This is a genomic window from Lentimicrobiaceae bacterium, from assembly GCA_020636745.1.
GTDB lineage: Bacteria > Bacteroidota > Bacteroidia > Bacteroidales > Lentimicrobiaceae > Lentimicrobium.
In genome coordinates this window covers 35742-49900 of the sequence record JACJXH010000005.1, presented here as the reverse complement: position 1 = coordinate 49900, position 14159 = coordinate 35742, and the positions used below count along the sequence as shown (strand labels likewise).

General features: G+C 43.1%; 10 protein-coding genes. 5 read left to right on the top strand and 5 right to left on the bottom strand.

All coding sequences use genetic code 11. The features are described 5' to 3' along the window. Positions 1 to 423: 423 nt before the first annotated feature. Positions 424 to 1515 carry a bifunctional 3-deoxy-7-phosphoheptulonate synthase/chorismate mutase type II gene (locus tag H6541_09125; protein MCB9015942.1) on the bottom strand — a complete coding sequence of 364 codons (1092 nt, stop codon included), beginning with the start codon at positions 1513 to 1515 and terminating at the stop codon, positions 424 to 426. Between the two features lie 169 nt (positions 1516 to 1684). Between H6541_09125 and asnS the strand changes: the two genes are divergently transcribed. From asnS to H6541_09105, 4 genes are all read left to right on the top strand, one after another. Next, entirely contained in the window at positions 1685 to 3091 is a 1407-nt protein-coding gene (asnS, locus tag H6541_09120) for an asparagine--tRNA ligase (GenBank protein ID MCB9015941.1), read from the top strand. Positions 3092 to 3246: 155 nt separating this feature from the next. Further along, a complete protein-coding gene (rpoN, locus tag H6541_09115; GenBank protein MCB9015940.1) occupies positions 3247 to 4710 on the top strand; it encodes an RNA polymerase factor sigma-54 in 1464 nt (487 codons plus the stop codon). 249 nt (positions 4711 to 4959) lie between these two features. Next, complete coding sequence (locus H6541_09110; GenBank protein MCB9015939.1) at positions 4960 to 7086, top strand: S9 family peptidase; 2127 nt, start codon at positions 4960 to 4962, stop codon at positions 7084 to 7086. Positions 7087 to 7441: 355 nt separating this feature from the next. Next, positions 7442 to 8131 (top strand): outer membrane beta-barrel protein, encoded by a 690-nt coding sequence (locus tag H6541_09105; protein MCB9015938.1) that lies wholly within the window; start codon positions 7442 to 7444, stop codon positions 8129 to 8131. A gap of 1 nt (position 8132) precedes the next feature. On the opposite strand, the gene H6541_09100 is transcribed toward H6541_09105, so the two are convergent. From H6541_09100 to H6541_09085, 4 genes are read right to left on the bottom strand one after another with little or no spacing between them, the layout of a single operon-like run. After that, a complete protein-coding gene (locus H6541_09100; GenBank protein ID MCB9015937.1) occupies positions 8133 to 8744 on the bottom strand; it encodes a hypothetical protein in 612 nt (203 codons plus the stop codon). A 37-nt stretch (positions 8745 to 8781) separates the two neighbouring features. Continuing rightward, entirely contained in the window at positions 8782 to 9330 is a 549-nt protein-coding gene (locus tag H6541_09095) for a GNAT family N-acetyltransferase (protein ID MCB9015936.1), read from the bottom strand. Beyond that, complete coding sequence (locus H6541_09090; GenBank protein MCB9015935.1) at positions 9323 to 10015, bottom strand: DNA alkylation repair protein; 693 nt, start codon at positions 10013 to 10015, stop codon at positions 9323 to 9325. Before H6541_09090 ends, H6541_09095 begins: the two co-directional genes overlap by 8 nt. 3 nt (positions 10016 to 10018) lie before the next feature. Then, on the bottom strand, positions 10019 to 12355 hold the full coding sequence (locus H6541_09085) for a T9SS type A sorting domain-containing protein (protein ID MCB9015934.1): 2337 nt from the start codon (positions 12353 to 12355) through the stop codon (positions 10019 to 10021). Positions 12356 to 12683: 328 nt separating this feature from the next. On the opposite strand from H6541_09085, the gene H6541_09080 reads away from it, so the two are divergent. Continuing rightward, the gene (locus H6541_09080) at positions 12684 to 14117 is read left to right on the top strand and encodes a TolC family protein (protein ID MCB9015933.1); all 1434 of its coding nucleotides are present in this window, start codon (positions 12684 to 12686) and stop codon (positions 14115 to 14117) included. The last annotated feature ends 42 nt before the right edge of the window (positions 14118 to 14159 follow it).

Genomic DNA, 14159 nt, shown 5'->3' with positions numbered 1-14159 from the left:
TGAAACGGACGTAGTCGCAAGTCTGTTTCCTTTACTGAGAAGGCATTTGAGTAATACAAAGTGTTAGTTTGGGTGTTAAAAATGTTGTTGCATTTTATTCCATATCAATTTTGCAACTGGTCATGGTTTACCTGTATAAAAGGTACATAAAATGGTTGTTGGCGCCAAAATGATTGCAGTATTCGGGTCATTTTCTGCGCTTACCTCTTTTGGGAATGTAAATGCCGTTCATCCGTTCTATGACAATCCTAAAAATAGGTTTTTCATATTCTTCTTTTTAAGTAATTATATTGTAATGCGAATAAAGCAAATGTTAGAAATGTGCAATTAATGGATAATCTTATAGTAGGTAAGTGTGTGTATATAAATGAAATAAGTCACATGATTAATGTGCAGTAAATAATGCAGACATGCCCTTGGGTTCTAATGTTTTTTTGAGGAGGGTTGGTTCATCACCTCTGTCTGAATTTGAATAGACTGTTCGTGTACCAATTGAAGCAGTGCTGCCAGAAATTTGGTATCGAGGCCTGCTTTGCGGCCTTTTTTGATACGGTCGGCAAATAGTTTTTTCCAGCGTTGCAGTTGAAGGATGGTGATGTTATGGGTATACTTATAAAGGCCCATTTCTTCGGCAATATGCATTCTTTTGGCCAGAAGTTGAATCATTTCGTAGTCAATCTGGTCAATTTCGAGGCGCAATTCTTCAAGCGAACGTTCAAATTCACGACTGCCTGTCTGGTCGCGTAAAATCAGCTGATTAAGAATTTGATCTAATGTTGCAGGTGTAACCTGCTGCGCAGCATCAGTCCAGGCAAGATCAGGGTTAGGGTGGGTTTCAATCATCAGTCCCTGCATTTCCAGGTCAAGGGCTTGTTGCGATATTTGTTGCAGCAGTTTCCGGTTGCCGCCAATATGGCTCGGATCACAAATTACCGGCAGGCCGGGCATTTGCCGCATCAGTTCAATGGGAATTTCCCACTGCGGAGCATTGCGGTATTGCGTTTTTTCAAATTGATAAAATCCACGGTGAATGGCAGCAATCCGGTGAAGTCCGTTTTTGTAAAGCCGCTCAATGGCGCCTATCCAAAGTCCCAGGTCAGGATTTACCGGGTTTTTTACCATAACCGGAATGTCAATTCCGGCAAGGCTTTCTGAAAGTTCCTGCATGGAAAATGGATTAACAACGGTACGGGCTCCAATCCACAGAATATCAATATTATGTGCAAGAGCTTCCTGTACATGCTGGGGGCTGGCTACTTCAACTGTGGTTAAAAGTCCGGTTTCCTTTTTTACTCTTTTAAGCCAGCGCAACCCATCAACGCCAACGCCTTCGAAGGTACCGGGGCGTGTTCTGGGCTTCCAGATTCCGGCCCTGAATACTTTTACCTGTGGTATCTGACTGATTGCCTGGGCTGTAATCATCACCTGCTCTTCGGTTTCGGCACTGCAAGGGCCAGCAATGACCAGTGGTTGGGTGCTGCCGGGTATCCATACATGCAGTGGCTGAAAGTCCATAGGGCGTTTTTTTTGCAAAAGTAATAAATCTTTCCGGCTCACAGGCAGGGCAGTACATGTCAGTAAAGCTCGCTTTTCAGAACCGGAATTTTCTTAACTTTGCCACCTCCTTGCCGCAAGATTCAGGCCGGGTAAATTTATCATATTGACAATCAATAATAAACCAATAATGGAATCGCTCAAAAGAACAAAAATTGCGGATGTACTTCGCCAGTGGGAACAGATAGGCGCTGGTAACATGGTTAACCTGAAAGGATGGGTGCGAACCAAACGCGGAAATAAAAATGTGGCTTTTATTGCACTGAACGATGGTTCCATTATTCATAATATTCAGATTGTTGTTGACCTGGCTGGTTTTGACGAGCAAACGATGAAACTGATTACAACCGGAGCCTGTATTTCGGTAAACGGGCTATTGGTCGAATCACCAGGTCAGGGCCAGGCGGTTGAAATTCAGGCCAAAGAAATTGAAGTTTATGGTACAGCTGATGCTGAAACATATCCGCTTCAGAAAAAAGGTCATACACTGGAGTTTTTGCGCGAAATTGCTCACCTCAGGCCCCGTACCAACACATTCGGTGCTGTTTTGCGTATCCGTCATGCCATGGCATTTGCCATTCATAAATATTTTAACGACCACGGGTTTTATTATCTGCACACACCCATCGTAACCGGTTCTGATGCAGAAGGTGCCGGAGCCATGTTTCGCGTTACTACACTTGACGCCAAAAATCCACCACTTACCGAAACCGGTGAGGTGGATTTTGGACAGGACTTTTTCGGTAAAGCCACCAATCTTACTGTTTCGGGGCAACTTGAAGGTGAGCTGGGCGCACTGGCTCTGTCAAACATCTATACTTTCGGACCCACTTTCCGGGCCGAAAATTCAAATACACCACGCCATCTGGCCGAGTTCTGGATGATAGAACCTGAAATGGCTTTTTACGACATTGTGGATAACATGGATTTGGCCGAAGATTTTCTCAAATATCTGGTAGGCTATGCACTCGAACATTGCTTCGACGACCTTGAGTTCCTCAATAAAATGTATGACAATGAGCTGATTGAAAGGCTGAAATTTGTGGTGAACAATGATTTTAAACGTCTTACTTATACCGAAGGCATTGAGATTCTGAAAGCTTCCGGTCAGAAATTTGAATACCCGGTTGATTGGGGTACAGATCTACAAAGTGAGCATGAACGTTTTCTGGTTGAAAAGCATTTTAAACGTCCGGTAATCCTGACTGATTATCCCAAAAACATCAAGGCATTCTACATGAAACAAAATGAAGATGGGAAAACAGTAAGAGCAATGGATGTTTTATTTCCCCGCATTGGTGAAATCATCGGCGGTTCGCAGCGCGAAGAAATTCTCGAAAAACTTACTACCCGATGCAGCGAAATGGGCATTCCTGAAAAGGATATATGGTGGTATTTGGATACCCGCAGGTTTGGTACAGCGCCACATGCTGGCTTTGGTCTCGGTTTCGAACGCCTGATTTTGTTTGTAACAGGCATGGCCAACATCCGTGATGTAATTCCTTTCCCAAGAACACCGATGAATGCTGAATTTTAAGTAGTAGTCAGGGGGTTACTTCCTGGCTGTAACTGTTATAAATAGTAATCAAAAGCGAATATAAAGCGGTACTAAACAACAATTTTTTGCGTTTTTAATCTGACGCATTATTTTTGTAACTTTTCAGTAATTTTCAGGACTAATAAAGGAATCAGATGTTAACCCAGAAACTTCAGCAGAAACTACTTCAGAAACTGTCGCCGCAGCAGATTCTGCTTATGAAATTGCTGCAGATTCCATCTATTGCTCTGGAACAGCGAATCAAACAGGAAATTGAAGAAAATCCTGCTCTTGAAGACGCCGGAGACCCTGAGATGAGTACCGATGCTGATGAACAGATTCCTGATACTGAGCCCGATCCGGTTGATGAACTGGAACGTGAGCGCGATGATTTTGATATTACCGACTATCTGGATGATGATGATATTCCGGCTTACCGCCTGAATGCCAATAATTCAAGTGCCGATGATGAGCGCCGCGATGTGCCTTATGCCTCTGGTATTAGTTTTCACGAAATGTTGATTTCACAGCTCGGGTTGCGGCGGCTGAACGAAACGCAGATGCAGATTGCTTCTTATATCATTGGAAATCTCGATGATTCCGGCTATCTGAACCGGCCTCTCAATGCGATGGTTGATGACCTGGCCTTTAGTCAGAATATCATGACAACCCCCGAGGAGTTAAATCAAATGTTGCAGGTTGTGCAGGAATTTGACCCGCCGGGTGTTGGGGCACGCGATTTGCGCGAGTGCCTGCTTATTCAGTTAAGACGCATTGAGCCTACCCCGTCTGTTGTGCTGGCTATCCTGCTGATTGAGCGTTATTTTGATGAACTTACCAAAAAGCATTACGACAAAATTTCGAAAAAAGCCCGCGTTAGTGAAGAGGATTTACGTGAAGCAGTTAACGAAATCCTCAAACTGAATCCTAAACCCGGTAACTCTGTGGGCGAAACTACCCGCGGAAATCAATATATCATGCCTGATTTCTTTGTTTACAGCAAAGATGAAGAGCTTGAACTTCAGGTTAATTCGCGCAATATGCCTGAGTTGCGCTTGAGCCGCACCTATGTTGATATGCTCGAAACTTATGCTGAAAGCAAATCGAAAAGCAATAGCCAGAAAGATGCGGTTATGTTTATCAAGCAAAAAATAGATTCAGCCAAGTGGTTTATTGATGCCATCAAACAAAGGCAAAATACCTTGTATGTCACCATGAGTGCTATTATGGAATATCAGCGCGATTACTTTCTGACTGGCGACGAAACAAGGTTGCGCCCCATGATTTTGAAGGATATCGCGGAGATTGTCGGGCTGGATATTTCAACCATTTCGCGCGTGGCCAATTCAAAATACGTACAGACACCTTTTGGCACGTTTCTGCTCAAGAGTTTCTTTTCGGAATCCATGTCAACCGATTCGGGCGAGGAAGTTTCCACCCGCGAAATCAAGAAAATTCTCTCCGATTGTATCGAGGGTGAAGAAAAGGGAAAGCCTCTAACCGATGAACAATTAACCGATATCCTGAAAGAAAAAGGGTATAACATCGCCCGCCGCACCGTTGCCAAATACCGCGAGCAATTAAATATTCCGGTTGCCAGGCTTAGAAAGGAGCTCTAAAATTTGTTTTAAACCGGTCAGGGATGCAATTTGTGTTGTCAAAATCAACAGGGGGCTATCTTTCTATTACAAATTTCCTGTGTTGTTGTAAGTTCCCTTTCTCAAAATTGTGCAAATACCTGGCGGTTTGTGATGTATCTTTTATCTAAATTTACATCTTGTAAAGCAAACCTTCTTTTTATGTCACAAACAGCTCATTATTTTAACAGGCTTCACGCAGATACACGACATATAGTATCTCTGCCAGTAATGGTTTTTGCCCTGGCGCTCAGCCTGGCAGCCTGCAAACAAACACCCGTTAACACTGTGAAAATAACCAACCAAAGCGATTTTCCTCCTGCACCGGTTGCCAAAACAGAACCGGTATTATTTACCGAATTTGGCAACACCCGTACCGATAATTATTACTGGCTAAAAGATAAAACCAATCCGGAAGTGATTGATTATCTGAATGCTGAAAATGCCTATTGCGATACTGTAATGAAATCAACAGTGCCGCTTCAGGAAAAATTGTTTGCCGAAATGAAAGGTCGCATCAAAGAGACGGATGAAACAGTGCCGCAGCTCAATCATGGATATTTTTATTATTCGCGTACCGAAGAAGGGAAACAATACCGGATTTATTGCCGTAAAAAAGGGAGTGTGTCGGCTCCCGAAGAAGTAATTTTTGATGTAAACAAACTGGCTGAAGGGAAACAGGCTTATATTTTTGCCGGTTATGATGTGAGTACTGACAACAATCTGGTGGCTTATCTGGCAAATGAAACAGGTTCATATGCTGATTTTACCCTTAAAGTACGTGACCTGAAAACCGGTCAGGATTTGCCGGTGAGCATTGACAAAGTGCAGAGCTTTGCCTGGGCCAATGATAACCAAACGCTGTTTTATACAATAGGAAATGATGCACTCAGAGCTTACAGGGTATACCGTCACACTTTAGGCGACACAAAAGCTGATGTGATGGTGTTTGAAGAACCTGATGAGCAGTTTATCCTCAATGTTGAGAAAAGTAAAACCAATGACTTTATTTTTATTTCATCGGCCAGTTTTACAACATCTGAATATTTGTATTTACCAGCCAGTGAACCCCTGGGGGCATTTAAAGTTTTTGTGCCCCGGACAAAAGATGTTGAATATCATGTTTTTCATCACAAGGATAAGTTTTTTATTCAGTATAAGGATAGAGAGCATCTGAATTCTATGGTGTATGAAGCACCCTTGAAAGGTTTTGAAAATCGAGCCACATGGAAAGTGATGATTCCTCATGATAAAGATGCTAAAATTGAAGGTCTTGAGGTGTTTCAGCATTATCTGGCTGCTGAAATCCGCAAAAACGGACTGGTTGAGATTAAAGTGCTGGGTTTGCGTGATGGCAAACTGAATACCATCAGTTTTCCTGAACCCGTTTATACTGCATACACCAGTGGAACTCCTGAGTACAATTCCACTAACCTTCGCTATGGATATACTTCACTTAACCGGCCTGCCAGTGTGTACGACTATGACATGGAAAGTGGTAAAAGTACATTGCTTAAACAGCAGGAAATTCCCGGAGGTTTTCATCCCGATGATTATACCGTTGAACGTATTTGGGCTACAGCAACTGATGGCGTAAAAGTACCGATGTCAGTAGTGTATAAAAAATCACTGAAAAAAGACGGTAGCAATCCGGCACTGCTCTATTCTTACGGTTCATACGGAGCCAGCTCTGACGCATACTTTATCTCAAGTTTTTATAGTTTGATTGACAGGGGCTTTGTATTTGCCATTGCTCAAATCAGAGGTGGAAGTGATATGGGCGAACAATGGTATGAAGATGGCAAGCTGCTGAATAAGAAAAACACTTTCACTGATTTTATTGCCTGCGGCGAAAAACTGATTGCTGATCAGCTCACTACCTCCTCAAAGCTGGCCATTATGGGTGGAAGCGCAGGTGGTTTGCTGATGGGAGCAGTGGTGAATATGCGACCAGACCTGTTCAATACTGTGGTGGCGCAAGTGCCTTTTGTAGATGTGATCAATACCATGCTTGACAGCAGCTTGCCGCTTACCACTCAGGAATATGAAGAGTGGGGAAATCCAAATGAGGAGGAGTATTACCGGTATATGCTGTCATACTCACCTTACGACAATGTAAAAGCACAGAATTATCCCAATATGCTCGTAACAGGCGGACTTAACGATTCTCAGGTTGGCTACCATGAACCTGCCAAATTTGTGGCCAAACTCAGAGCCTTGAAAACAGATGACAATATTCTTTTACTTAAAACCAATATGGAGTCCGGCCATGGTGGCGCAACCGGCCGGTTTGATGCGCTTAAAGAAACAGCCTTTGAAGTCGCTTTTATCCTGAACAGGGTAGGGATTACAGAATAACTCTGCCTAAAAACGGTTATTCCATGTTGTAGGTTGTATTGCAACCTGTTATTTACCCTGGCGGATTTATCAATAATCCGTCAGGGTTTCTTTTTATTGTGGACTGGCTGAAGAAAACTCAGCCTGAGGTTTATTTCTAATGGTAGTTTAATGTTTTGTAAATGAATTGATTCCGGACAAAGAAGGCGTTTTTATGATTTTTTATCATTTATACCGGGTTTCCCTGATTTGCTTTATCGGGCAGTCTTCATCATTTTTCCTATCTTTGTAACGGACTTTTGATTTCGTCACTCCTGGCTGGCCGTCTTATGCATGTAAGATTAGAAAACCGGGCAAATCATAAAAAAAAATAACGATGAAACGTACCTTATTTATAATGATGGCTTTCATAGCCTTTTCGATGGCTTCGCAGGCTCAGAAAAGTGCTGACAACCTGTTTAGTAAGAAATTCTCAATGGGTGTCGACATTTTTAATGATATTGTGATGGATGCACCGGATGATATCAGTTTCAGAACCATCAATCAGGGCGCAAATATTTATGGGATGTACACTTATCCTATCAAAGAGAGCAATTTTGCTTTTGCTATCGGGGCTGGCCTGGGGATGCATAACTTATTTAGCGACGGCATGCTTAGCGATACATCGGGGGTTTCTTTTTTCTCTAAAATACCTGAGAAAACTACAGATACCGAACAGAGTCTTAAATACAAGAAAAATAAGGTTTCACTAACTTATCTTGACATTCCTGCTGAACTCAGGTTTAAGACCGAAGGTGGATTTAAAGTGGCAATCGGAATCAAAGCCGGTTTTTTGCTCAATGCCCATACAAAATATAAAGGCGATGATTTTGCCGATGGAAGTGATTTGAAAGTAAAAGAAAGCAGTTTGCCAAACTTTCAGTCGTGGCGCATAGGTCCTACCATTCAGATTGGTTACAAATGGATATGTGTGACAGGATTTTATTCTATTACCAAGGTTTTTGAAGAAAATTTCGGACCTCAGATTTATCCTGTTTCTGTTGGAATATCACTTCGGCCTTTCTGATTTACAGAAAAGACAAAACGCTTAACATGATAATTACACCCGCAGCGAAGCCGGCATAAACCTGGGCTGAGTTGTGGGTGTTCAGTTTTAAGCGGGCAAACCCGACAGCGCCCGACAGGGCCATCAATGAAACAATCAGTCCGCGGGCATCAATATACGATAGCAACGAAAGCCCGATAAAGCCTCCGAGCAGGCCGCCCATACCCAGCATATGAATGCTTATTTTCCAGAAGAGGTTCACAATCAGGGCAATGATAATCAACACGGTTCCGCCAATAATGAATAATTCATAAAGGTTAGGCAATCCGAGGTTACGCATCATGATGAATGTGGCAATGTAAAACAACGCAGTTATGGCAAACGGAAATGTACGCTCGCTGCGCAATGGCATTTGCAGGCTGCTGATGATGCCTCTTTTGCGCATCATCCAGATAAAAATGAGCGGTAATATAAATGTGTTGGCGAAAATCAGACCGGCCAGCATCAGCTTTAGTTTTTGAGGCAATATCAATACAAAATATGCATTCTGGTTAAAAAGCAATAACATGGCGTAGGTTGGCATCATCATCGGGTGCAATACCCAGGAGAAAAATTGTGCTATTTTGTTTTCCATTCAGTTTGTTTTAGCATAATGTATTGCGGTTATCATTTTACCAGGGAAGGAGGCGGTAGGGGTCATCTTCAGGATCTGGTGTTTGTTGCATGATGGTGTCCTGATCGTAAATTATAAACCCTGCTTTCTGGTAAAGCGAGAGTGCAGCTGCATGATCAAGGTTGCAGGTGTGCAACCACAGACGGTTGATAGGCCTCTGCCAGGCTTTGTCAATACACCACTGTAAAAACGGTTTGCCAAGTCCGCGTCCGGTAAAGTCGCAGCCCAACCCAAAGTAAACCATTTCGGTACTTTTTTCAGCAGCCACATCAAACTCAGCGAAACCAGCCGGAACGCCGTTTAAATAAAGTACATAAATCTCAGTGTTTTTATCTTCAAGTAATCCCTGAAGCTCATCTGCAGGCATCATCAGCCGGTTATACCACTGGTAAGGCCGGCCAACCGAAGTGTACAGATAAAGGTAGTAAGCCCTGTTGGGGTTTAAAGCACGTATTACTGTGCAGCCTTCAGGCAATGGAACAGTTGTTCCAGCGGCTGGTTTTTGGGTCATTTGCATCCACCATGTGGTTGCTGCTATTTCATTCATTTCCTTGGTTTTTATTCATTATTCTGAGGGCCTCGCGCTTGCTTAACCCCGATAATTCATGATTATTGACAAAAGCCAGAACTATTTCCGGACAGGTTTTGGAATATTCGCGCAGTGCCCAGCCAATGGCTTTTCTGATAAAGAATTCATTGGAAACGGCCAGTTGTTCAATAAATTCAAACAACATCCTGCTGTCAGTCGATTGGCGGTATTTAAGCTGAAAAAGTAAAGCAGTTCTCTGAAGCCACATGTTCCCTGATGTCATCAGGTCATGTGTTACAACGTTTGTTTTGTCTTTATGTTTTATCAACCAGGCTCCGACCAGGTTTGAGGCAATATAATCAACAGTGTCCCACCATGAATGGGTGGTAATCATAAATTTGTAAAGTTCATATCGGTTGCTGTCGGCCATATAGGGTTTACGTGAACATATCTCCATGATAACATAATGCAGCTCACGCTGAGGCAATTGCCAGATAATGCCTGCTGTTTCGGCAAGCTGTTCAGGGGCTGGAATGCCATGCTCGTGTATAAATGAGGCGGCTAGTTGTTTTCTGAGAGGTGACTGAATACCAAAAAATTCGAACTTATTGAGCATATATTTACTCATGCGCTCTGCATTATATTCATTTTTATGAAATGCAAAATGCTGTTGCAGTAACCCGGCGTATTTTTCTGGATTCATGGTTCAGGGCTGAATAAGAATCTTTTTACTGGATGTGCATCCCTGGCTGGAAATAAGGGAGACCAAATATGTGCCCCGGTTATTGAGGGAGCAGTTCCAGCGAAAATGCTGATTTTCAGCGGCAACATCAGTTAAATAAACAAGTTTTCCCGATGTGTCATGTATTGAAAGAACGCCGGTGTGCCTGGCATTTGTTTCGATATTCACAACGCCTGTTGCCGGGTTGGGGTATACCCTGAATAATTGATCATCATCAGGTATAAGGTTGCTTCCCACATAAACAGCATCCCAAACGGCCAGCGTGTAATCACCGGGTCTGAGCTGCGGAACATAAATGGTGCCAATTTGCCAGGGTCCCGTTTTTGTGAATGAAACCGGCATCCAATCGGAAGAAGCATCAGGCCGGTAAAGGATTACCAGTGAATCAGCCGAATTGGTTAACAAAGTGTTGTCAAGATATCCGTTTCTGTTATATGAAAATCTGCCGGTAGCATGAAATCCTTCAGGGAAAATGCCTTCAACACTCCAGTAGCGGTAGTCGCTCAGCTTTAATCCTGACTGTGGTATGCGGAGGCTGTCGGGTGGCACCCAATTGTGTGTTATTCTTACAAAAGCTGAATCACTTATTTCGGTTACGTCAAGTTTGAAAAAAGTGTCAGTAAAGTCATAAAGTCCGGTGGTTTTGATGATTTTGTATTGGTCGGTTGTAGCGTCACCCGATTTTTCATTCAGGTCGGTCATGACCAAAGCCGGGATAAAAGGGAGCCTGAATAGGGCTGAACCATGCGAACCCTGGAAGCTGATTTTGCGGGTTTCAGTTTGCCACAAATCATTCATAAAGGCAAGTTCAGAGCGGCAGTCCATTGCATAAACATCGGTGCCTTTCAGTCGCTGTTTCATAAAGACCTCAATGTCGAATTCATTTCCGGCCGGATATACTTTGAAAGAATCAACTGAGCACTGGTTGAATCCCGGCCCGAAAACATGAAAGTTGAAGAAGTCAGTTAAATCAATTCCGGATGAAGCCGAAAGCGCATCGCGTAAATCATAGGATGACGCTGGTTTAAAGGCAAATGTGCTGAGGTAGGTTTGCACGCCGTTAAAAAACAGGCTATCGCCCATATATCCGCGAAGGGCATGCACTGTCATTCCACCTTTGTCGTATACATTATCGCCATATGTATATTCTGATGGCATGGGCGATAATGGCCGGTATCCACCTTCGGTCGTGTGAATGTATTGAAGCACGTTTCGCATGAGCGAACGCATATTGTTTTTGGCAGATTCTGTTCCGTAAAGCTTTTCGCGGTATAGGGTTTCGCACCAGCGGGCCCATCCCTCATTTAACCACATATCAGCATCTGACGAACAGGTTACCTTGTTCCCAAACCACATGTGAGAGAGTTCATGGGTGTAAAGCCATTCGTCAGATAAATTGCCATTGATACTTCCATTTGGATAAAAAATATTTTCAGCATGTTCCATGGCGCCCAGCGATGTTCCGGTAATTCCAATGCGCTGAAAAGGATAAGGGCCAAAGGCTTCTTCAAAATTTCCTGCAATCAGGGGCATATTCAGGAAACTGCCCCGCGCGCGGGTGGTGTCAGAAGGCCTTACATAATAGGTAACAGGTATTTCAGCTTGCATTCCTGAAAAGGAGTCGGATACCAGCGAATAAGGCCCAACGGCTACCGACGCCAGATAAGTGGGTAAAGTGCGGTCTGATTTCCAGTGAAAAAGCCTGGTCTGATCGTTGACAGGTGCTACAGATTGCAGTAATCCGCCACATACAGCCGTTTTGTCGTTTTCAACAGTGATGTAATAATCGTAATAAGCGCGATCAATAAAATCATCAATACAGGGAAACCATGCTTTGCCCAGGTTGTGTGGCACAGAAACAAATCCTACTCCCAGGTTAAAGGCGTAACTTCCCGAGAAGTGAAAACCGCCCCATGATTCATGGAAAGGAGTGCCATGATAATAAACGACAACCATGGATGTGTCGTTGACCGATATCGCCTCATCCAGACTTATCCTTAAAAGGTCGCCTGTGTGGGTAAAGCTCAGTTGTATGTTATCGGCATTTTTTACTGAATCAACCTGTAGTTGCTTGAGTTCAAGCGGCAGAAAATGGATATTGTTCAGTGGTGTGGTAAATGTTACTTGTGCCTGGCCGGTGATTATATGGTTGGTAAAGTCGGTAACTGTCAGGTGCAGGCCGTAATGTGTAACATCAATTGTATCGCTCAGCGCCGGAGCCTGTGTTTTTTGCGCTGTCAGTTGTAACCCTGTAAGCAGGATAAGCGTCAAAGCTACTGAAATCCTAAAAACTGTTTTCATAATCAAAGGGGTGGGATAGTGCAATATAGACCCTGAAAACAGGGAATTAATAATTTTTGTAAATTTAATCCAATTAAAGAATTCAAAAGTATAAATTTGATCAATACTTTAGCAGATTACAAAGCGTTTAAAACAAACAGCCCTCGCCGGGTGTTCAGAAATGAACCCGCACTGAGCGATACTGAACAATTTGTATGCGGTTATTATTTTGTAATACACGTTGAATCAGTATGATAGCATGTGTGGCACGGTCTTTATACAATGCATTTTCGTTTGTTACCCTTAACCAGGGCAATAAACAGCAACAACCAAGGAAAATCAACAGGAGATGAGAAAACCAAATGCCTTTTTTGCAATACTATTTGCGCTGATTAGCTTAAGTGCGAGTTCACAACAGGTGTGGACACTTGAACAATGCGTAAACCATGCACTCACCAATAATTTACAGGTAAAACAGCAAATGCTGCTTGTTGAAAGTGCAAAGGCCGATTTGCTGCAGTCGAAACTCGATTTGCTGCCTGGTATCACCGGAAATGCCACGCACGCCTATAACTACGGGCAAACGGTTGACCGTTACACCAATCAGTTTGCTACAAGCAGAACGCAATCCAATAACTTTTACCTGCAAAGTGGAGTTACTTTGTTTAATGGCTTTCAAAAGCTTAACAGCATAAAGCAAAGCCAGTTAAACCTGATGGCCAGTCAGCAGGATGCAGACAAGTACATGAATGATATGTCTATCAACATTGCTACTTTTTACATGCAGGTTTTGTTCTACAAGGAATTGGTTTTAATCCGTACAAACCAGCTTGACATTACCCGTCAGCAGGTGGAAAGAATGAAAAAGCTGGTGGATGCCGGTACCATGGCGCAAGGCGATTCCTATACCATTGAGGCGCAATATGCCGTTGAGGAATCAAGCCTGATTGAGGCTGAGAATAACCTGGAACTATCACTGCTTACCCTAAGTCAGTTGCTCGATTTGCCCTCTGCTGATGGTTTTGATATAGAGGTTCCGGCTTTAAATATAGATGGCGAGCCTTCTTTGGTTGCAAATCCTGACCAGATATTTACTTACGCTCAGGCTAACATGCCCGAAATCAAAGCTGCTGAATATCGCTTGCTTGGCAGCGAAAAACAACTGGCCCGTGCAAAGGGTGGTTATTACCCGTCACTTTCGTTGAGCGGAAGCTGGGGTACAGGTTATTCAGGAGCCAGTCAGATTGTTGATCAGGTACTTCCGGGGCAGCCACAGTTGATTGGGTATGCCTTAAATCCCGATGCAGCCAACCTCGATGTTTATGCCAATTCGTTTGATTATACCTATAAAACAAAAGCGTGGAGCGACCAGATATCTGATAACAATAACCAGTCAATCGGACTTTATTTGACCATTCCGATTTTAAACGGCTGGCAAAGTCGCACCAATGTGAGCAAGGCTAAAATTGCGCTCGATAATTCAAAGATTGATCTTGAAGTTCAGAAACTGCAATTGCGCAAGACCATTCAACAGGCCTGGGCCGATGCAAGGGCTTCGCTTAAACAATATCATGCTGCCGAAAAGAAAGTGAATGCTACCAGGGAGTCTTTCCGCTATGCTGAACAAAAATTTGATGTGGGCATCATGAACTCTGTTGATTACAATAATGCCAAAAAAGATTTGTCGAATGCTGAATCAGAGCAATTACAAAGTAAATTTGACTTTATTTTTAAAACCACAGTTCTGGACTTTTACATGGGCAGACCACTTTCACTCAAATAGCGTAATGGTTTGTCGATAATTTATTTAACCGTCCCTGCTAAT

What these genes read in the sequence shown, in the direction of transcription:
- H6541_09125 (MCB9015942.1), bottom strand. Translation starts at nt 1,515, where the DNA reads ATGGACTTTCAGCCACTGCATGTATGGATACCCGGCAGCACCCAACCA.
- asnS (MCB9015941.1), top strand. Translation starts at nt 1,685, where the DNA reads ATGGAATCGCTCAAAAGAACAAAAATTGCGGATGTACTTCGCCAGTGG.
- rpoN (MCB9015940.1), top strand. Translation starts at nt 3,247, where the DNA reads ATGTTAACCCAGAAACTTCAGCAGAAACTACTTCAGAAACTGTCGCCG.
- H6541_09110 (MCB9015939.1), top strand. Translation starts at nt 4,960, where the DNA reads ATGGTTTTTGCCCTGGCGCTCAGCCTGGCAGCCTGCAAACAAACACCC.
- H6541_09105 (MCB9015938.1), top strand. Translation starts at nt 7,442, where the DNA reads ATGAAACGTACCTTATTTATAATGATGGCTTTCATAGCCTTTTCGATG.
- H6541_09100 (MCB9015937.1), bottom strand. Translation starts at nt 8,744, where the DNA reads ATGGAAAACAAAATAGCACAATTTTTCTCCTGGGTATTGCACCCGATG.
- H6541_09095 (MCB9015936.1), bottom strand. Translation starts at nt 9,330, where the DNA reads ATGAATGAAATAGCAGCAACCACATGGTGGATGCAAATGACCCAAAAA.
- H6541_09090 (MCB9015935.1), bottom strand. Translation starts at nt 10,015, where the DNA reads ATGAATCCAGAAAAATACGCCGGGTTACTGCAACAGCATTTTGCATTT.
- H6541_09085 (MCB9015934.1), bottom strand. Translation starts at nt 12,355, where the DNA reads ATGAAAACAGTTTTTAGGATTTCAGTAGCTTTGACGCTTATCCTGCTT.
- H6541_09080 (MCB9015933.1), top strand. Translation starts at nt 12,684, where the DNA reads ATGAGAAAACCAAATGCCTTTTTTGCAATACTATTTGCGCTGATTAGC.